We start from the raw sequence: 18,028 nt of genomic DNA, 5'->3' as shown, positions 1-18,028 counted from the left end.
TCTGGATGAGCGGGGGTGATGTGTATCACCATAGGGGCTTTCACTGTCAACAGTCAACCTCCAACATTGACTGTTGACATTGCAGCATGACCGGGGTCACACTGGCATATCATTTGTTAACAGTCGACAGCGGCGGTGCGGAAGCGTTGCCCGCTCTTCGAAAGGGATTCAGCAATGAGCAACGAAGCTCTGAAAATGCGCGGCCATGTGCATGGCACCAAGGACGCGAAGCGCGTCGCCATCGGGTCCGGCGTCGGCGCCGTCATCGAGACGTACGACTTCATCGGCTTCGGCACCGCCGCTGCCCTGTACTTCGGAACGGCGTTCTTCCCCACCGGCGATCCGGTGACGGGCACGCTGGCCGCCTTCGCCACCCTGGGTGTCGGCTTTGCCGCCCGCCCCATCGGCGGCATCATCGGCGGCCACCTCGGCGACAAGGTGGGCCGCAAGCCCGTCCTCGTAGCGTCCCTGATCCTCATGGGCGTCGCCACGTTCCTCATCGGCCTCCTGCCCACGTACGAGCAGGTGGGCCTGCTGGCACCGGCCCTGCTGGTATTCGTCCGCGTTGTCCAGGGCCTCGCCTTCGGTGCTGAATGGGGCGGCGCCATCCTGATGAGCTACGAACACGCGCCCTGGAAATCCAAGGGCAAGTACACCGGCATCGTGCAGGCCGGCTTCCCCGTGGGCCTGCTCCTGGCCAACCTCGTCTTCCTGGTCAGCGTGAACCTGGGCGGCGAACTTGCCTGGCGCGTTCCGTTCCTTGCCAGCATCGTGCTCGTCGCCGTCGGCCTGATCATCCGCTCCAAGGTCCCGGAATCCCCCGTCTTCGACGAGGTCAAGGAGAGCGGCTCCATCGTCAAGTCCCCGATCATCGAGGTCATCAAGACGGACTGGCGCAGCATCGTCCGCGGCATCGGCCTCCGCATCGCCGAGACCGCCGGCTACGCCGTATCGATCACCTACATGATTTCCTACCTCCACACCCAGCACCTGGCGGACAAGACCCAGACGCTCGTTGCCCTCTGCATCGCCTCCGCAATTGGCATCTTTGCCACGATGGCCTGGGCACGGCTCACTGACAGGATCGGCCGCCGGCCGCTGTACATCTGGTCCACTGCCTTCGCACTCCTGTTCGGCATCCCCATGTTCCTGCTGGTCAACACCGGAATGTTCATCTTCATCATCGCCACCATCGTCATCTCCTACGCCGTCTGCCAGAACTCCCTGGCCGGCGCCCAGGGCCCGTGGTTCCCCGAACTGTTCCAGGCCAAGACGCGCTCCTCCGGAGCCTCACTGGCCTACCAGATCTCCGCCATGGTCTCCGGATTCACGCCCTTCGTCACCACCCTCCTCTTTGTATCCCTGGGCTGGATGGGCCCCGCCCTCCTCTTCAGCTTCTACGCCGCCATCGGCCTCTGGGCCGCCCTCGTGACCCGGGAAACCTGGGGCAAGCGCGAACGGCAGCTGGCAGATGAGGCCACCAAAAGCACCCCGCAGACAGTGAACGCCTGATGACCGCCACCGCAGAAGAAGCTCCCATGACTGCCGCACAGGAAACCATGGCTCCCACCACAGAACGCGTCGACAATGTTTCAGCCGCCGCCTACCGGATCCGCCACCACGCCCTGACCATGGGCGAGGTCCAGGGCCAGGGCTACGTGGGCCAGGCCCTCGGTGCCGCGGACATGCTGGCCGCCGTCTATGCGGACCAGCTCCGATTCCAGGCCGCCAACCCCGAATGGGAGGGCCGGGACAGGTTCCTGCTCTCCACCGGGCACTACGCAATCGGCCACTATGCTGCTCTGGCCGAGGCCGGGATTGTTCCGGTGGAGGAACTCGAGACGTACGGCTCGGACGACTCCCGGCTGCCGATGTCCGGAATGTCCACCTACACCCCGGGCATGGAAATCTCCGGCGGCTCCCTGGGCCACGGCCTCACCATCGCGGTGGGCATGGCACTCGGACTCCGCTACCAGGGCTCCACGGCGAGGGTGTACAACTTCCTCTCCGACGGCGAACTGGACGAAGGCTCCACCTGGGAGGCCGCGATGGGCGCGCACCACCACCAGCTGGGCAACCTCACCGCCATGGTGGACATCAATGCCCTGCAGGCGGACGGGAAAACCGACACCGTGCTCCGCACCGAGCCCGTGACGGAAAAGTGGGAATCCTTCGGCTGGTACACCCAGCGCGTGGACGGCAACAACATGGCAGAACTCCTGCGGGCCTTCGACAACGCCGCCGCCCAGGCCGCCGCCGTCGGACGGCCTTCCGTGATCCTGTGCGACACGAAAGTGGGCCGCGGTGTGCCGCTGCTGGAAGGGCGCGAGAAGGCGCACTTCATGCGCATCGAGGAACACGAATGGCAGCAATGCCGCGAACAACTGACCGCAGGATACGAAGGAAGGGCAAGCCGATGAGCACCGCCACCGCAGTCACGGGCACCGCCTCAAAGGGCACCGCCCCGAAGCTGAAGACATCGGCCATGATCGCGTCCTTCGCTGATCCCGGCCAGAAGACCGCCTCCGCACCGTTCGGACACGCCCTGGTGAAGGCCGCGCAGGAGAACGACAAGATCGTTGGCCTCACCGCGGACCTGGGCAAATACACGGACATGCACATCTTCGCGCAGGCCTTCCCGGAGCGGTTCTTCCAGATGGGCATGGCCGAACAGCTGCTCTTCGGTGCCGCCGCCGGATTCGCCGAGACCGGCCTGGTGCCGTTCGCGTCCACCTACTCGGTCTTCGCGGCGCGGCGTGCGTACGACTTCCTCTGCCTGGACAGCGCGGAGCCGAACCTCAACGTGAACATCGTGGGCGGGCTGCCGGGACTGACCACGGGGTACGGTCCCAGCCACCAGGCCACCGAGGACATGGCGATCTTCCGCGGCATGCCCAACCTGACCATCGTGGATCCCTGCGACTCCATCGACATCGAACAGGCGGTCCCCCAGCTCGCGGCCAGCGAAGGCCCCACGTACCTGCGGCTGCTCCGCGGCAACGTCCCAACCGTCCTGGACGAATACGGCTATACCTTCGAACTCGGCAAGGCGAAGGTCCTGCGCGGCGGGAACGACGTCGTCTTCATCTCCAGCGGGCTGATGACCATGCGGGCCCTCCAGGCCGCCAAGGCACTGGCGGAGCACAACGTGGACGTCGCCGTCGTGCACACGCCCACCATCAAACCCTTCGACGCCGAAACTGTCCTTGCCGAAATCAACACCGACCGCCTGGCCGTGACGCTGGAAAACCACAGCGTTATCGGGGGCCTGTTCGAAACCGTGGCCTCCGCCGTCGTCACCGCCGGCCTGGGCAAGAAAGTGGTTCCCGTGGCGTTGCCGGACGAGTTCCTGGACGCTGGCGCCCTGCCCACCCTCCACGAACGCTACGGCCTGTCCGTTCAGCGGATCGTGGCGAAAGTCCTCGCGGAACTGGGCTAGCCGCAGGGCGGTTATGAGACCTACGGCGGAAGCGCGGACCGGACACGAGACGGTTCCGCGCTTCTGCCGTAACATCAACAGTTAACACACAGGCTGTAAACAGTCGACCACTGACATTGAGGACGTACCACGATGGCCGGAGCAACAGCACCCCTGCTGGGACTGCAAAAGAGGAGCCTCCGCGAGCAGGCCCTTTCCGCGCTGCGCACCGCCATCACCAGCGGTGAGCTGGAACCCGGGCGGCACCTGGTGGAAACCGAACTCTCGGACATGCTCCAGATCAGCCGGGGAACACTCCGGGAAGCGCTGCGGCAGCTGGAGCAGGAAGGGCTGCTGTCAGCAGGCCCGCGGGGCCGGCTGTCCGTCCGGCACCTTGATGCCAAGGAAATCCGGGACATCTACTCCGTGCGTGCCGCACTGGAATCACTGGCTGCCCGCACCCTGTGTGAACTTCCGGACCGCCAGCACGTCATCGGCTCGCTGCGGGCGGCCATCGGCGCCATGGATGCAGCCACCAAGGGCACCCTCGAGGAGCGGATCGAATCGGACCTCGAATTCCACCGCACTCTGTGCCGCCTCACCGGCAACGAGACACTGCTCCACTCCTGGGAATCACTCGAAGGCTCCATCCGGATGTCCATCATGTTCGCCGGGCTGGAAAAAGGCGTTTCAAACATGAGCGTGGACCGGCACCACGACATCGTGGCCGCCATCGAAACCGGGGACGCCTCCCTGGCCCGCAAGACCATCCGCGAACACATGGACACCGCCGCGGACAACCTGGTGGCCTAGGAGCCGTTGCTGCGCCCGCTCCTGCGCCTACGCTGGGCACATGAGCCAGCACAGGAACACGTGGCACGCCGAGCACAAGGCCGGGCTGAGCAGGGGGCAACGGGCAGCTGACGTCCTCCGCAACGGGATGGGCAGCTGGCCGTTCGTGGGAATCTTCCTGGCGTCCATGATGGCGTGGGCGCTGGTTAATTCATTTGTTCTTGCCAACAACGCTTGGGATCCGTACCCCTACATCCTGCTGAACCTCTTCCTGTCCATGCTGGCCGGCCTGCAGGGTGCCATCCTGCTCATCGCCGCCAAGCGGCAGGATGCCATCGCAGCTGCCATGGCCCAGCATGACTTCGACACGGACGTACGGGCGGAAGCCGAAATCCAGAAGCTCACCGCCATCAACAACCAGCAGCTGGAGATCCTTCGGGAACTGCGGCAGCTCCTCGCGGACCGCGAACGGGACGGCGGGGCAAGGCCTCAGTAGTCCACGATCGCGCCGCAGGAAATGTTCACGGTGGCATCGGTGATGGCGCCCGCCCGGTCCGAGGCGATAAACACGGCCACGTTGCCCACGTCCTCCAGCGTCGCCGTCCGGTTCAGGTGCGCCGTCCGCGTGATTTCCTCCACTATCTCTTCACGGCCCTCTGCTTGCCAGGGAATGGTTTCCACGATCCCGCCCGTCACCATCGTGACCACCCGGATGCCGTTCTTGCCGAGTTCGAGCGCCCACTGCCGGCGCTGCCCCTCCATGGCGTCCAGCGCGATCTTGAACCCGCCCAGCCCGTGCAGGGTCTGCGGGCCGGAGCCGCCGAACATCAACACGACGCCGGAACGCTGGCGGACCATGTGCCGCGCCGCGGCCCGGGTAGTGAGGAAGTGCGTCCGTGTTGCTGCGGTGATGGGCTGGCTGAAGTCGTCCGCGGAGATGTCCATCAGCGGCTGCTGGACGTCCCCGTACGAGATCAGGTTGAAGGAGATGTCGATGCGCTTGGTCTTCTTTGCGGCCTGGTCCACGAAGGCGTTCACCTGGGTTTCGTCCAGGGCGTCGACGACGGCGGTGTCCGCGCTGCCGCCCGCCTCGCGGATGTCCCGGGCTACTTTGAGGATGCGGGATTCTGTGCGGCCGGCCAGGAAGACGTCCGCGCCTTCCGCCGCGAAGGCCCGGGCGACAGCGCCTCCGACGGGACCGCCGGCGCCGTACACGAGGGCGGTTCGGCCCTGCAGGAGACCGGTCGACCCGGTAGCGTTTTCCAGCGGCATTGCGGGCCTCCTGCCCCGAAGTGGACGATTCCTCCCACTATCTTCCTGTGGGCGGCAGGTGGCAAGGGCGGCACGTTTCCCCGTGCCTTGACAGCACGGCTGCCCGGGAGCAGATTCGGACCATAACCAAGGAACCGCAAGACCAGCCGTGGGGCAAACGCGTGGCGTACCTGCAGGACCCGGACGGAAGCCTGGTGGTGGTGGCCACCGGCCCCTAGGGTTGGCGCACTCCTAGGGCTGGCGGGGTTCACCCGGAGGCTCGGTGCGCGGGGGCTCGGTGCGCGGCGCCGCAGGCGGCTCCGTGGCAGGGGACGCCGGAGGGCCCGGGGGCATTTCCGTTTGCGAGGCGGGGACCGGCGGCGGCAGGTAGCCGGCTGGCGGAGCTTCGGCCGGATCCGCCGGGCCCATGTCGAGGCGGAACGGCGGGTATTCGTCACGCATCAGCGCCACGTAGGCAATAACGCGGTGCGTCCAGCGGTTCAGGCCGATCAGCAGGTCAAAGAGCCTCCGGCCGAAGCGGCCCGTGAACAGCAGGCTGAAGCCGGCCACGATCACCAGCAGCCCGATCAACGAGATCCCGCCGCCGCCTTGGTAGCCCACCCAGGTTCCATCAACCCAGGTGCCGTCCACCCATCTGCCATCCACCCAGGTGCGCCGGTTGCCCCAGGTGCTTGCCGCGCCAGAGAATGCGGAGACAATCAGGAGCTGTGGAAGCGCCAACAGCCACCATTTGATCAGCACCAGGCCCCGGGAGAGGTGCTCGGGGTACTCGACGTCGAAATCCGCCGGGTAGTCGGTCCGTGCCAGCGTGAAGGGCGGGTAGCGGTCCGTCCCTATGGCTGCGTAGGCGTAGAAGGCCACCCGCCAGTTCCACCGCAGGACGCCCACGTTGAAGTTGAACAGCGAGCGCGGGTAGCGGCCGGTGAATAGGATGGCGAAGCCGGCCACGATGGTGGTCACGAAGAATGCGAACCACAGGAAGAACAGCACGATGTAGTGCGGGATCGCCAGGAACCACTTGATCAGCCACATTCCGCGGGAGAGCCCGGGGTCGAGGTACCCGTTCAGCCGTACAGGATATCTGGAGGTGTCCGAGGGCTGCGGATCCGTGGGCAGCGGCGTACGGCCTCCTGCGGGCGGAATCGCCGCAGCCGCCGTGGGGTAGGGAACTGCGGCGTATGCGCCTGTGGCGGATGGCGCTGCGGGGTACGGTGCTGCGGCCCCCGGGGCTCGTGCTTCCGGGCCTCCGGGCACGCCCGTCGGTTCCACGTGACCGGCGACCGGGTAATGCGGCGGCGGGCCGTGCCTGCCGAGTCCTGCGGCGCCGGCAACGATGAGCGGCACACCCACGGCCAGCAGCGCGATGCCGCCGATCAGCAGCCCGATGAAGACCGGCCACAACAGATCGGACCGAACGCCAGCCTGCAGGTCAACGGAAACGGGAGCGGCGCCGTCGGCGTTCATGACCACCACTGCCCAGCGGCCGCTGCGGAGGTCCCACTCAATCTGCTGGGTGCCGGTTCCCTGGGCGGAGGTGGACCAGAATGGCTGCGTCCCGGGGGCAGCGGGTTCGGCGTTGCCGGGGACCTCACGGTACTCGACGCGGAACGGGTAGGAGTCCAATTTGGTGATTTCGGAATGCCGGACGTTGTCGAGGTACCGGGCCACGTCCTCCTGGGGTCCGATGCCGATGAAGATCTGCTGGCCGGATGCCGCCGTGCCGCGCAACAGCAGACGTCCCGCACTGTCCACCGGCAGGACGTCCGGCAGTTCCTCGTCCACCAGGACGTCCAGGCCGGGCGACGTGATAGCCCGCGTGGCCACGTCATAGCGCTCGGTGGGCGTGGTCAAATATCCGTTGTCGCGCTGCTGGAAGTTGACCCATCCGACGGCACCGGCAGCTGTCAGTAGTCCAAGCCCCATCAGGGCGGCGAGGGTGCCGAGTACCAGCATGACTATCCGGCCTGGTTTCATGGCCAGTCCTTTCTTGCCTCTTACTTGGCCCCCCGGAGTCTTATGCGCCCGCTCTTTGAGCGGGCGCTGATTTCACGCCTTGATCACCACTTTGAGTGCCTTGGTTTCGGCGGCGCGGGCGAAGGTGTCGTAGGCGTCCATGAACTGGTCGAACGTGAAATGGTGGGTGGCGAATTTCTCGGCCGGAACCTTCTTCTGGGCCACCAGCTTGAGGAGCATCGGCGTGGTGTTGGCATTGACCAGGCCCATGCTGATGTTGATGTTCTGGATCCAGAGGTTCTCCACATGCAGTTCCACGGACTTGCCGTGCACACCCACGTTGGCCACGTTGCCGCCGGGGCGCACGATCTCCGTGCACATGCTGAAGGTCGCCGGGATGCCCACCGCTTCTATGGCCACATCCACGCCCTGTCCGTCCGTGAGCGCCAGCACCTGTTCCTTCCAGTCGGCGTCGCCGGAGAGGACCACGTTGGTGGCGCCGAATTCGCGGGACTTTTCCAGCCGGTTCGCGTCAAGGTCGATCGCGATGATGGTTGCAGCGCCGTACAGCCCGGCGGTGGCGATTGCTGCCAACCCGACCGGCCCCGCGCCGACAACCGCCACGGTGTCCCCCGGCTTGACCCGCCCGTACTGCACACCGATTTCAAAGCCGGTGGGCAGGATGTCGGAGAGCATCACGGCCTGGTCGTCGCTGACCCCTTCGGGGAGAAGGTGCAGCGAGTTCTCCGCGTACGGGACGCGCACGTATTCGGCCTGCGTACCGTCGATCAGGTGTCCGAAGACCCAGCCGATACCTGCTGCCCCTTCCTCGCCCATGCAGTGCGAGTAAAGGCCGGTCTTGCAGTTGGCGCAGTGGCCGCAGGACTTGATGCAGGAGATGATGACCCGGTCCCCTACTTTCAGGCTGGTGACCGAGGAGCCCACCTCGGTGATGGTTCCCACGCCTTCGTGGCCCAGGATCCGGCCTTTCTGCACCGCCGGCACGTCCCCTTTGAGGATGTGCAGGTCCGTTCCACAGATGGTGGTGGTGTCCACTTTGACGATCACGTCGCTGGGGTTCTGGATCTTGGGATCCGGGACGTCGGTCCACGACTTTTCACCGGGGCCTCCGTACACGAGCGCTTTCATGCGTACTCCTTCACTGTGTGGATGAAGCCGGGATCCACGATTTTCACGCGGCACGGCACTACCGAGCTGTCCACTCCTGTGGCCAGCCGGGACAGGCGTGCACATTCATGGAGTTGCTCGAGGACCGTGTCGGTAACCCTGGCACGGGAAAGATCGATGGTGAGCTCCTTGCCGTGCAGCAGCGACGTTGTTCGCCGCGCCACCACATACAGCGCACGAAGGCTGGCCCCTGTCACCACGCCGCGGACTTCAAGGCTGGCGGCCTCCAAGTCCGCTTCAATGCGGACCACAATCTTCAGCCGGTGCTCTGAATGTTCGTAATGCGTGGTGGATGGGGCTCCATGACGGGAGTGGACGGCGGGTCGGGTACCCAGGACAGTTCGTGCGTGCTGATTCATGAAGCCGGGTCTCCTGCTATGTCCGGGAGGCGCACTGCGCCAGCCCTTCCCCAATTTTTTAGCGAGACCGGTTGCTGATCGGCGAAGCATTTCCCCTCCCCAAGGTGCGTGCGTGAGTAACGCAGACGTGAGATGCCCCACATCAAGGATGGCGGCTCCGCCCAGCAAGGGTAAGGGACGAAAGTCCCTTATACGTAAGGCATGGGGCAGACCGGCGTGAGCCTGCCGGAGTGAACCGGGGCGGGGCTTATGGCCCGTGACAGGGGAACCGGCGGTCTGGAGAATTGCCGGATGACCAAGTCGCAGAACGTGAAGCACATTTCCAAGCCCGCAGTGCTCGCCTGGCTGGTGGCATCGGGCTTCCTGTTCCGGCGCTTCCACTTGCGCTGGGGTGCCACGGACGCCGAAGCCGACGGCGGGCTCCCGGGCGACGATCTCCTGTCTACTGCGGATCTGCAGTCCACGCGGGCCATCACCATCAAGGCTCCGGCGAATGAGGTGTGGCCCTGGCTGGCGCAGATGGGGCAGGGACGCGGCGGACTCTACAGCTACGACTTCCTGGAAAACCTCGCCGGCCTGGACATCCACAGTGCCGACCGCATCCACCCGGAGTGGCAGGACATCAAAGTCGGCGATCGCTTTCACCTGGCACCGGCAGCCTCCGCTGACCTGGAAGTGGGGTTGGTGGACCCGGACAATGCGCTCGTGCTGCGTGTTCCTCCCGGTTCACCGCCGGGGCCGTTCGATTTCAGCTGGGCATTTGTCCTGCAGCCGCAGCCCGACGGCACCACCCGGCTGCTGGTGCGGGAGCGTTACGCCTACCGGCAGTGGTGGACCCGGTGCCTGGTCGAAGCGGTGGAGGTTGTCAGTTTCATCATGTCCCGGCGGATGCTGGACGGGATCAGGAGCCGCGCGGAGGCGAACTCTTAGTAGCCTGTCCCTATGCCTGAACCCGCTGCGCCCGACCTCGTCCTTGCCTCCGTCCGGGAGCCCGGGCGGACGGACTGTTTGGATATCCACATTGCCCGGGGCGTGGTCACTCGGATAACGGCGGCGGATGAGCAGCGGAGCGGCGCGCGCACCGCTGACTTCGGCGGCCGGTACGCCATCCCGGGCCTGTGGGATGAGCATGTGCACATGACCCAGTGGGCCATGGCTGCCAACCGCATCGACCTTTCGCACGCTGCGTCGGCGAGTGATGCCGTCGACGTCGTTCATTCCCATCTCACCGGTGGCCGTCCCGCGGAGGGGGACGACGGCGACGGCGGTCCGACGCTGGTGGGCGTCGGCTTCCGCGACGCCGTCTGGGCGGACGACCCCAGCCTGGCGATGCTCGACGCCGTGACGCAGGGCGTTCCCGCGGCGCTCATCAGCCACGACCTCCACTGCGTCTGGGTGAACAGTGCTGCCGCGAAACGCTACGGGGTGGACGTGGACGCCAGCGGCCTGCTGCGCGAGGACCCGGCGTTTGCCCTGACGCGCGAGCTCGGCCGCCTGCCGGACTCCGTAGTTGACGCCTGGGTCCGCGAAGCCGCGCAGAAAGCTGCTGCCCGCGGGGTGGTTGGGATCGTGGACTTCGAGATGACCTGGAACCGCGAAGTGTGGCTCAGGCGCGTCAGCGGCGGCTTCGGCTCACTGCGGGTGGACGCCGGCGTCTATCCGGAGCACCTGGACCGTGCCCGGATTGAGGGCATGCGGACAGGTCAGGACATTCCGGGCGGGAACGGCCTGCTCCGGGTGGGTCCGCTCAAGGTTCTGATCGACGGCTCGCTCAATACCCGGACTGCCTACTGCGTGGATCCATACCCGCACGGCGGACGGGGCCTGCTGACCGTCAGCGAAGCCGAACTGCGGGCATTGCTGGTCCGGGCCAATGAATCCGGCTTCGTTCCCGCTGTCCACGCGATCGGCGATGCCGCGAACAAAGTGGCCCTGAACGCGTTTGAGGCCGCCGGCATCCGCGGACGGATCGAACATGCCCAGTTTGTCCGGCAGAAGGACTTCGCCCGGTTTGGCCGGCTGGGCCTGGCTGCGAGCGTCCAGCCCGCGCATGCCCTTGATGACAGGGACGCGGCCGACGCAAACTGGGGCGATCGCACCGACCGGGCGTTCCCGCTGCGGTCGCTGCTGGCGGCAGGGGCCACGCTGGCGCTCGGCTCCGACGCGCCCGTGGCTCCACTGGATCCGTGGACTGCGATGTCGGCAGCGACCACGAGGTCCGCCCTGGACGGCCGCGGACCGTGGCACCCGGAGCAGGCCATCACCCGGGCGGAAGCCCTGTTTGCGTCTTCCCGGGGACGGTCCCGGATCCGCGTGGGAGATCCGGCGGACATCGCCGTGCTGGATGCCGATCCGCTCGGCGTCACGGACAGGACGTTCGCGTCGATGCCGGTAGCGGCGACGCTCGTTGCGGGACGGTTCACGTACGACGGCGGCGCGCCGGCTACGCCGGGCAGCTGACCAGCGCGAACGGACACTTATGGCCCCAACGCTGTCCCGGTTCTAGCCCTTTACCCGGGCCTGGACCAGGTTGGCGAACGGCAGGCGGCCGAATTCCCCGCTGAAGTCCGCGTGATACTTGGCCTCTGCCTGATTCAGCCCGCCGGCCGGGAGCTCCTTCCAGGCAATGAGCAGGGACTTGGCGTTCGCGAGCTGCCAGATCAGCCGCCCGTCCCAGTGACCGGGGGGCTTTCCCTGGCCGAAATCCATGAATTCCTGAACCTGCCGGCGCAATCCGCGGTTGCCCTTGCTGCCGGGTCCGGCCTTGCCCACGTAAAGGACGTCGGCGCCGTCGACCCATTCAGCCGCGAGTGCCGCCTGAGTGAGCGATGGATCCTTCTTCTTGAACACGCCAGCCGTGCTCTTGGCCAGGAACTGCACGTGGAAGTCCTCGGGTTTGAGGACGGCGAAGATCCCCGGCGCCTGCGGAATCCGGTTGATTTCCAGTTCCGCGAAGGGCCTGAAACCGGCGAAGCCGTCCTGTTTCATTGACTGTCTGTTGAGGGGCATGGGTTCCTTGGATCGAAGGCGTCCTAGAAGCATACGGATCCGCACGTTCAGTGGCCGCTTTATTGTCAGTGGTCGCAGGGAGACTTATTGCATGGACGGCGAGCAAGGGCCCGAAGCGGCTTCGAGAGCAGCAGTAGGTGTGACGATCGCGGACATGATCCGCGCCCTGGCTGACATGCGGCCCGCTGCGGACAGCGCAGGGATGATTGACCAGCTGCGCGAACTCGAGGACTGGAAGTCCGCTGCGTGTGCGCTGCAGGCCAGGGTCGCGGTTGCCTTTGACATAAGCCAGCGCAGTGACCGGGCACGCTCGGGCGTCCGCGCCGAAGAGCTGGGCGCTGGAATCGCTGCGCAGCTCGCCCTCGCCCGGCGGGAATCACCAGCCAGAGGTAGCCGGCTCCTGGGTCTGGCTAAGGCGCTCGTCACCGAGATGCCGCATACCCTCGCCGGCCTGGAGACAGGCCAGCTCAATGAATGGCGCGCCACGCTTTTGGTACGTGAGACCGCCTGCCTGTCCGCCGCTGACCGCAGTGCGGTCGACGAGGAAATGGCGTCCGACGCCGGGCGGTTCAGTGGAGCGGGCGATCGTGCCGTAATCGCCGCGGTACGGGCCGCCGCCTACCGGCGCGATCCTCGGTCCGTTGCGGATCGCGCCAGCCACGCCGCCGCCGAGCGCCACGTGAGCCTTCGGCCGGCGCCCGACACCATGTGCTACGTGTCGGCGTTCCTCCCAGTATCCGAGGGGGTGGCCGTCCATGCGGCCCTCACAAAGCATGCCGATACCTCCCGCTCCGACGGAGACCCCCGCTCCCGCGGTCAGCTCATGGCCGACGCGCTCGTTGAACGCACCACGGGGACGGCGGGTGGAATCAGCGGCATCGAGATCCAGCTCGTCATGACCGACCGCACGCTGTTACAGGGAGATAGCGAACCGGCGCGGCTCCCCGGCTACGGCGTTGTCCCTGGCGGGTGGGCCCGGGAGATCGTCGTCCCGGACCAGGACCGGCCGATGAACATTTGGCTCCGGCGGCTCTACACCGCTCCGGGCACCGGAGATCTGGTGGCGATGGAGTCGAAAGCAAGGCTCTTCCCGCCCGGACTGCGCCGCTTTGTTCAAGTCCGGGACCAGACCTGCCATACGCCGTATTGCGACGCCCCGATCAGGCAGCTGGACCACGTCCTCCCTTGGCACAGCGGCGGAACGACGACGCAGAGCAACGGCGCCGGACTCTGCGAAGCCTGCAACCACACCAAGGAAGCACCCGGGTGGAGCGCCCACCCCCGGCCGGGACCCCGGCACACGATCCGACTGACAACGCCCACTGGGCACAGCTACCAATCCACCGCCCCGCCTTTACCTGGGCATCTGCCTCCTGAAACAGCAGCCTCCCGTCACCGGCGCGAGCTCCGGCATCAGTCCAAGGCGCTCAAACGCGGCAAGACAAGGGCTGCGGCTGCTGCGTGAGGGAGCGGCGAGTTATCCGGCTGACCCGCGCGCGTAAAATCAGCGCGCCTGAATCACAAAGACCGGCTTAAACAGCAAAGACCTGCAGGTACCTTCGCGATCTCGCTATGAGACGGCCCGGACATTCGCATGTCCCGAACGGCCCGCGTTATCTGAACGGTTACCTGCAGGCGATTTAAGCGTACGCGCGGACGGTCCGACAGGAAATAGGTCGGGAGCCTCTTGCCGTGGAGGCCGGATGCGGTGCGGAATCGACTGGTTCCGGAAATCCGCAGAACATCAACCCCGGCCAAAAGCGTAGAGTGGAACCAGACGCCTGATTCTGGACGCCGTGTGCTGAGGGAGAAATCGTGACGATTGACTGGGACGAAAAAAAGGCCCTGCTGCAGGAACCGAACATCGCTGCTGTAACCCAGCTTTGCGACGAACTCATGGAAAAGAAGCCGGGCTCAGTAGTCCCGTACATCGACCCCGTCCACGATGAGGACGAGTGCAGGATCGTCAGTCTCCATGTCAGCCCCGGCAAGGGCACTGAATCCGGCTTTGTTTCGCACTTCAACGACGACGAAGCAGCCCGGCGGGCCACCTCAATCTACGAAATCGTGGAACTCGACCCCCGCTACGTGATGCCGTGGAACGCCTATCCCTGGGTGCGCGACCCGGAACTGCCGTCGGCCCTCAATGTCCAGGAAAAGACGGACGGCCTCAGGCCCTTCCGCCAGTTCCTCAAGATCAACAAACGCGTCTCCGCCATCATCGCCCACGGCACGGACGCCCAGACCTTCCTGACCCTCTTCGAAAAGACGTACCACCAGTCCTTGAAGAACTCCGGGATCAAGGTCTACAAAGCCAGCGCCCTCGGCGGCCGGGCCTTCGCGGTCTCCGCAAACAAGCAGGAAGAACTGCTGAGCAAGAGCGTTGAAATCTACAAGGACGCTATGCAGCGGGCCGGGATCCAGCACCTCTAGTCACTGCTTACGCTTCCAGCAGCCGGCGGCGGTGCTTCAGCTCCCTGAGCCACGATCTGGTGACCATCGCCGAAAACGGTGCGGCGCCGTCGTCGTTCGCTCCTGCGAAGGCCGTGCCCGCTTCCAGATCGGCCACCAGCGGACCCGACGCCTTCAGCCCCAGTTCCAGCACTTGCACCGCGGCGCGTTCGGCCAGTCCCAGCCCGGTGGCCCAGCCGAGGAAATGCCTCCGCGAGATCCCGGTCCGCTTGCCGTCCAGCATCAGGGCCAGCGTCTTGTCGCCGTAGACCACCGTGGAGGGAATGTCGTACACCGGCGCGATGGACCACTCCCCCGATGGCTGCTGCACCATCGACACATTCTTGGCATGAAGATCGCCATTCCCGCTCAGCCATGCGAACGCGGCCTGGATGGCCAGGTTCCGCAACGCCGGCAGCGGCGCCGCGCAGTATTCCGCCAAGGCATGGCACACCTGCCCGTAACCCACGTTGTACTTGTCCGCCGGGTAGAGCCGCAGCACCTGCGCACCGTCCTCGACAGCGAGCCGCTGCACCGCGCCGTGCGCGCCGCCCGGCAGCGGAATCCGGTCGAACCGCTCCACCAGAAGCCCCGGCCGCCCACCGACGTCCCGGATCAGCCGCACCTTGCTCAGCGGAATACGCAGCTTGGCTGCATACCGGAACATCACCAACTCGTTCTCCACAACATGCGGGAACTCCGGCGCGTTGAGCTTAAGGATGTAGCGGCGGCCGGCACTGGCCACCGGCATGGAGATCATCCCGGCCGACAGCTTGTCCTGCACGCCGGCGAGGGCCACGGGGTCGATCAGCCCGGAGTCGCCCAGCAGCGCGTCGAAATCAACCGGAGTCTTCGGGTTCAGCTCGACGGCGTGCTCGTCCGGATCCAGGGGCTCGCCATGGCCCACGATCTGCACGTCGCCCACCGGGTTGGCGCCGGCGACGATCAGGAGCGAGAGTTCGTCATCCACGCTCGTTTTTACCGAGCGCCGCAACGCGTTCAGCCGCCTGCCCTCCGGCAGCAGCCCGGTGAAGTACGGCGGCGCGGCACCCGCGGCAGACAACACCGGTTCGGCGGTCAGGGGGAGGGAACTGGCGACGGCGGGGCCTCCGGCTGCGAGGTACGCCGGCAGGTAGCTGAACCTGGTGCCGCCTTCATACCGTTCGAGCCGCGCAGCCAGCACGCCCGCCTTGTAAACGTCGGCGATGCGGTGCCTCATGGCCCGCCCTCCGGCAGGGGCCTGTCGGCGGCACGGTCTGTGGCGCTTCGCTGCCCGTCGATGGCCCGGGCTGCGGCACTTGTCCGCGTGGTCAGCTGAAGCTCCAGCCCGAGCGTCTGAAGAAGCGCCAGGAGTGAGTCCATCTGCACGGTGCGCTTCCCCTGCTCAACGAAGCGGACGAAGCGCTCGGACACCCCGGCGAGCTGGGCCAGGTCGTGTTGGGTGAGCCGCAGGGCAGCCCGGCGAGCCCGGACCTCGGCCGCAAGCCCGTCAGTGAACGCATCCGCCATCCCGAACCTCCTGATAGGCACGAACGTACCGTTTTCTTGCCTGCTGCCCATAATACGGCGGGAAGCGCCCGGGTGAATAGGGGATTTCGGAACGAACGTACCGGACGGTGGATTCGCGGGCGCACCCGTAGGCCCTCCACGACCCTCCGCCCGCGCTGGAAGCTGACTTCATAATTGACACTCCGTGTGACCCGTGCCATATTTAAAGCGTGATGAACCTGTCAGACAGCCGGACAGCAGGACAGCCGCTCGCCCGCCTTAGCGCGGCCGAAGCAGTCTTCAATGCCCTCCGCACGGACATCGAATCCGGCAAGCTCGAGGTCGGCGCCAAGCTGAGCGCCGAAGCCGCCCTCGCCCAGCAGTACGGGGTGAGCCGTTCCGTGGTCCGTGAGGCATTGCGCTCCTGTAACGCCCTCGGCCTGACCATGACCAAAACCGGCCGCGGCACGTTTGTGGTGGCCAACCGGGTGGCCAAGGACCTGGTGCTCGGCCAGTACTCGGCCCTGGACCTCACCGAGGCCCGCCCGCACATCGAAGTCCCGGCCGCCGGCCTGGCCGCGGAACGGCGCACCCCCGAGGAACTTGAAGGGCTGCGGGACATCGTCGCTGCAATGGCCGCCGAGGACGACCCGGAAGCCTGGGTGGCCCTCGACTCCAGCTTCCACGCAGCCATCGCCCGCGCTAGCCACAACAAGGTGTTCGAAAACGTGGTCTCCGACATCCGCGACGCTCTGGCACACCAGTCCGAAATGCTCAACATGGTGGCGGACCGCCAGCATGCCTCCGACCACGAACACCAGCGGATCCTGGCCGCCATCGAATCCGGCAATGCCGCCGAGGCCAGCTCCGCCATGCGGGAACACCTGCATGCTGTTGGCGTGGCCCTCGACTCCATCCTCAGCCAGTAGCTCCCGGCAACCGACGCACAACATACAGCACCGAAACCCAAGGACCCCATGCTCTCCCCAGCCCTGCCCGTCCATGCCCAGACTCCGGTTCAGGCCCCGGACCTCACGGCCCTGCCGCAGCACACCGCTTTGGCGGTGCAGACCCGGGACGGGCTTGTGGAAAGCATCCACTACGGTTCATTGATCGCCACCGCCCCGGATGAATCGGCCGACGGCGGCCTCCGCACGCTTTTCTCCGCGGGCGACCCGCTGGCCCCTTTCTACCCGCGGTCGTCGCTCAAACCGCTGCAGGCCGTGGCCATGGTCAGTGCCGGCCTCGACCTTCCCGCCGATCTCCTGGCCCTCACGGCTGCCAGCCACTCCGGAGCCGCAATGCACCGCGACGGCGCCCTCCGCATCCTCGAAATGCATGGCCTCACGGCGGACGCCCTGGAAAACAGCACGGACCTCCCTTACGGGACGGATGAACGGGAGGAATGGCTCCGCAACGGCGGAACCGCCACCCAGCTGACCCAGAACTGCTCCGGCAAGCACGCCGCCATGGCAGCAACCTGCGTCATCAACGGCTGGCCGGTCCGCGGCTACCTGGATCCGGGACACCCCCTGCAGCAGCTCGTGCGCACCACAGTCCGGGAACTCACCGGTGAAGAACCCGGGCGCACCAGCACCGACGGCTGCGGCACCCCCCTGTTCGCCCTCACCCTCCGCGGCATGGCCCGTGCGTTCGGCCGGATCACCTCCGCAGTGGTGACCGACCCCGACAGCCCGGAAGCCGCCGTCGGCCGCGCGATGATGCAGCACCCCGAAATGGTGGCCGGCGTTGGCCGCGACGTCACCGAACTGATGCGCCTCGCCCCCGGGCTCATTGCCAAGGACGGCTTCGAAGGCGTGCAGCTCGTGGGACTGTCGGACGGCCGCGCCGTGGCAGTGAAGATTTCCGACGGCGGGGACCGCGCCCGCATGCCGGTCACTGTCCGCGCGCTGGAAGCGCTCGACGTCGACACCGCACCGCTCGCCGGCATCGCCACCGGCGCTGTCCTCGGCGGCGGACGGTCCGTGGGTCTGTTGCGGGCCGCCGATTTCCTGTCCACGCCCGTCACCGAAGCCCTGTGAGGACCCCATGACCACCATTGCCGAAGCCGCCCCGGACACCCGCTCCGAACACGATC

Annotated in this window: 19 protein-coding genes; 12 read left to right on the top strand and 7 right to left on the bottom strand. The window is 66.3% G+C overall.

Annotated elements, in window-relative coordinates:
• The first annotated feature begins 174 nt into the window (after positions 1 to 174).
• The 5 genes from CXQ91_RS21950 (at position 175) to CXQ91_RS21930 (ending at position 4,706) form a co-directional block, all read left to right on the top strand.
• Positions 175 to 1,512 (top strand): MFS transporter, encoded by a 1,338-nt coding sequence (locus tag CXQ91_RS21950; RefSeq protein WP_104175996.1) that lies wholly within the window; start codon positions 175 to 177, stop codon positions 1,510 to 1,512.
• Between the two features lie 26 nt (positions 1,513 to 1,538).
• Entirely contained in the window at positions 1,539 to 2,420 is an 882-nt protein-coding gene (locus CXQ91_RS21945) for a transketolase (RefSeq protein WP_258074211.1), read from the top strand.
• Positions 2,417 to 3,439 (top strand): transketolase family protein, encoded by a 1,023-nt coding sequence (locus tag CXQ91_RS21940; protein ID WP_104175994.1) that lies wholly within the window; start codon positions 2,417 to 2,419, stop codon positions 3,437 to 3,439. The genes CXQ91_RS21945 and CXQ91_RS21940 overlap by 4 nt, the downstream gene beginning before the upstream one ends.
• 132 nt (positions 3,440 to 3,571) lie before the next feature.
• Positions 3,572 to 4,231 (top strand): GntR family transcriptional regulator, encoded by a 660-nt coding sequence (locus CXQ91_RS21935; protein ID WP_028272403.1) that lies wholly within the window; start codon positions 3,572 to 3,574, stop codon positions 4,229 to 4,231.
• 40 nt (positions 4,232 to 4,271) lie between these two features.
• A complete protein-coding gene (locus tag CXQ91_RS21930) occupies positions 4,272 to 4,706 on the top strand; it encodes a DUF1003 domain-containing protein (protein ID WP_104175993.1) in 435 nt (144 codons plus the stop codon).
• Here CXQ91_RS21930 and CXQ91_RS21925 read toward each other — a convergent pair.
• Entirely contained in the window at positions 4,700 to 5,482 is a 783-nt protein-coding gene (locus CXQ91_RS21925) for an SDR family NAD(P)-dependent oxidoreductase (RefSeq protein ID WP_104175992.1), read from the bottom strand. The two genes, CXQ91_RS21930 and CXQ91_RS21925, sit on opposite strands and share 7 nt — an antisense overlap.
• 47 nt (positions 5,483 to 5,529) lie before the next feature.
• Between CXQ91_RS21925 and CXQ91_RS24920 the strand changes: the two genes are divergently transcribed.
• The gene (locus tag CXQ91_RS24920; protein WP_181039005.1) at positions 5,530 to 5,700 is read left to right on the top strand and encodes a VOC family protein; all 171 of its coding nucleotides are present in this window, start codon (positions 5,530 to 5,532) and stop codon (positions 5,698 to 5,700) included.
• Positions 5,701 to 5,713: 13 nt separating this feature from the next.
• Here the strand turns inward: CXQ91_RS24920 and CXQ91_RS21915 are convergent, their stop codons facing one another.
• The 3 genes from CXQ91_RS21915 to CXQ91_RS21905 all read right to left on the bottom strand — a co-directional run bounded on the left by CXQ91_RS21915 (position 5,714) and on the right by CXQ91_RS21905 (position 8,982).
• Complete coding sequence (locus CXQ91_RS21915; RefSeq protein WP_104175990.1) at positions 5,714 to 7,456, bottom strand: DUF4389 domain-containing protein; 1,743 nt, start codon at positions 7,454 to 7,456, stop codon at positions 5,714 to 5,716.
• Between the two features lie 72 nt (positions 7,457 to 7,528).
• Positions 7,529 to 8,584: a zinc-dependent alcohol dehydrogenase family protein gene (locus CXQ91_RS21910; protein ID WP_104175989.1), complete on the bottom strand. Its 1,056-nt coding sequence runs from the start codon at positions 8,582 to 8,584 to the stop codon at positions 7,529 to 7,531.
• Positions 8,581 to 8,982, bottom strand: a complete 402-nt coding sequence (locus tag CXQ91_RS21905; protein WP_104175988.1) for a hypothetical protein — start codon at positions 8,980 to 8,982, stop codon at positions 8,581 to 8,583. Before CXQ91_RS21905 ends, CXQ91_RS21910 begins: the two co-directional genes overlap by 4 nt.
• Positions 8,983 to 9,273: 291 nt before the next feature.
• Here CXQ91_RS21905 and CXQ91_RS21900 point away from each other — a divergent pair, with 291 nt between their 5' ends.
• Together CXQ91_RS21900 and CXQ91_RS21895 are read left to right on the top strand one after the other, a co-directional pair.
• Entirely contained in the window at positions 9,274 to 9,912 is a 639-nt protein-coding gene (locus CXQ91_RS21900; protein ID WP_104175987.1) for a hypothetical protein, read from the top strand.
• Between the two features lie 12 nt (positions 9,913 to 9,924).
• The gene (locus CXQ91_RS21895) at positions 9,925 to 11,442 is read left to right on the top strand and encodes an amidohydrolase (protein WP_104175986.1); all 1,518 of its coding nucleotides are present in this window, start codon (positions 9,925 to 9,927) and stop codon (positions 11,440 to 11,442) included.
• Positions 11,443 to 11,484: 42 nt separating this feature from the next.
• On the opposite strand, the gene CXQ91_RS21890 is transcribed toward CXQ91_RS21895, so the two are convergent.
• Positions 11,485 to 11,991, bottom strand: a complete 507-nt coding sequence (locus tag CXQ91_RS21890; RefSeq protein WP_104175985.1) for a hypothetical protein — start codon at positions 11,989 to 11,991, stop codon at positions 11,485 to 11,487.
• Between the two features lie 91 nt (positions 11,992 to 12,082).
• Here CXQ91_RS21890 and CXQ91_RS21885 point away from each other — a divergent pair, with 91 nt between their 5' ends.
• Both CXQ91_RS21885 and CXQ91_RS21880 read left to right on the top strand, forming a co-directional pair.
• Positions 12,083 to 13,456, top strand: a complete 1,374-nt coding sequence (locus tag CXQ91_RS21885) for an HNH endonuclease signature motif containing protein (protein WP_104175984.1) — start codon at positions 12,083 to 12,085, stop codon at positions 13,454 to 13,456.
• 350 nt (positions 13,457 to 13,806) lie between these two features.
• The gene (locus CXQ91_RS21880; protein ID WP_104175983.1) at positions 13,807 to 14,424 is read left to right on the top strand and encodes a uracil-DNA glycosylase; all 618 of its coding nucleotides are present in this window, start codon (positions 13,807 to 13,809) and stop codon (positions 14,422 to 14,424) included.
• A gap of 7 nt (positions 14,425 to 14,431) precedes the next feature.
• Here CXQ91_RS21880 and CXQ91_RS21875 read toward each other — a convergent pair whose 3' ends face one another.
• Positions 14,432 to 15,661, bottom strand: coding sequence for a type II toxin-antitoxin system HipA family toxin (locus CXQ91_RS21875; RefSeq protein ID WP_104175982.1), 1,230 nt, complete (start codon positions 15,659 to 15,661; stop codon positions 14,432 to 14,434).
• Positions 15,658 to 15,951, bottom strand: a complete 294-nt coding sequence (locus CXQ91_RS21870) for a type II toxin-antitoxin system Y4mF family antitoxin (RefSeq protein ID WP_104175981.1) — start codon at positions 15,949 to 15,951, stop codon at positions 15,658 to 15,660. Before CXQ91_RS21870 ends, CXQ91_RS21875 begins: the two co-directional genes overlap by 4 nt.
• A 212-nt stretch (positions 15,952 to 16,163) precedes the next feature.
• On the opposite strand from CXQ91_RS21870, the gene CXQ91_RS21865 reads away from it, so the two are divergent.
• Positions 16,164 to 16,859 (top strand): FadR/GntR family transcriptional regulator, encoded by a 696-nt coding sequence (locus tag CXQ91_RS21865; protein WP_104175980.1) that lies wholly within the window; start codon positions 16,164 to 16,166, stop codon positions 16,857 to 16,859.
• A gap of 48 nt (positions 16,860 to 16,907) precedes the next feature.
• Complete coding sequence (locus CXQ91_RS21860; RefSeq protein ID WP_104175979.1) at positions 16,908 to 17,972, top strand: asparaginase; 1,065 nt, start codon at positions 16,908 to 16,910, stop codon at positions 17,970 to 17,972.
• Positions 17,973 to 18,028 lie beyond the last annotated feature (56 nt).

Source organism: Arthrobacter sp. Y81, assembly GCF_002929335.1.
Lineage (GTDB): Bacteria > Actinomycetota > Actinomycetes > Actinomycetales > Micrococcaceae > Arthrobacter.
This window is presented reverse-complemented; position numbering and strand designations above follow the sequence as displayed.

Coding starts and splice junctions, on each gene's coding strand:
- CXQ91_RS21950 (WP_104175996.1), top strand. CDS start 175: ATGAGCAACGAAGCTCTGAAAATGCGCGGCCATGTGCATGGCACCAAG.
- CXQ91_RS21945 (WP_258074211.1), top strand. CDS start 1,539: ATGACTGCCGCACAGGAAACCATGGCTCCCACCACAGAACGCGTCGAC.
- CXQ91_RS21940 (WP_104175994.1), top strand. CDS start 2,417: ATGAGCACCGCCACCGCAGTCACGGGCACCGCCTCAAAGGGCACCGCC.
- CXQ91_RS21935 (WP_028272403.1), top strand. CDS start 3,572: ATGGCCGGAGCAACAGCACCCCTGCTGGGACTGCAAAAGAGGAGCCTC.
- CXQ91_RS21930 (WP_104175993.1), top strand. CDS start 4,272: ATGAGCCAGCACAGGAACACGTGGCACGCCGAGCACAAGGCCGGGCTG.
- CXQ91_RS21925 (WP_104175992.1), bottom strand. CDS start 5,482: ATGCCGCTGGAAAACGCTACCGGGTCGACCGGTCTCCTGCAGGGCCGA.
- CXQ91_RS21915 (WP_104175990.1), bottom strand. CDS start 7,456: ATGAAACCAGGCCGGATAGTCATGCTGGTACTCGGCACCCTCGCCGCC.
- CXQ91_RS21910 (WP_104175989.1), bottom strand. CDS start 8,584: ATGAAAGCGCTCGTGTACGGAGGCCCCGGTGAAAAGTCGTGGACCGAC.
- CXQ91_RS21905 (WP_104175988.1), bottom strand. CDS start 8,982: ATGAATCAGCACGCACGAACTGTCCTGGGTACCCGACCCGCCGTCCAC.
- CXQ91_RS21900 (WP_104175987.1), top strand. CDS start 9,274: ATGACCAAGTCGCAGAACGTGAAGCACATTTCCAAGCCCGCAGTGCTC.
- CXQ91_RS21895 (WP_104175986.1), top strand. CDS start 9,925: ATGCCTGAACCCGCTGCGCCCGACCTCGTCCTTGCCTCCGTCCGGGAG.
- CXQ91_RS21890 (WP_104175985.1), bottom strand. CDS start 11,991: ATGCCCCTCAACAGACAGTCAATGAAACAGGACGGCTTCGCCGGTTTC.
- CXQ91_RS21885 (WP_104175984.1), top strand. CDS start 12,083: ATGGACGGCGAGCAAGGGCCCGAAGCGGCTTCGAGAGCAGCAGTAGGT.
- CXQ91_RS21875 (WP_104175982.1), bottom strand. CDS start 15,661: ATGAGGCACCGCATCGCCGACGTTTACAAGGCGGGCGTGCTGGCTGCG.
- CXQ91_RS21870 (WP_104175981.1), bottom strand. CDS start 15,951: ATGGCGGATGCGTTCACTGACGGGCTTGCGGCCGAGGTCCGGGCTCGC.
- CXQ91_RS21865 (WP_104175980.1), top strand. CDS start 16,164: ATGAACCTGTCAGACAGCCGGACAGCAGGACAGCCGCTCGCCCGCCTT.
- CXQ91_RS21860 (WP_104175979.1), top strand. CDS start 16,908: ATGCTCTCCCCAGCCCTGCCCGTCCATGCCCAGACTCCGGTTCAGGCC.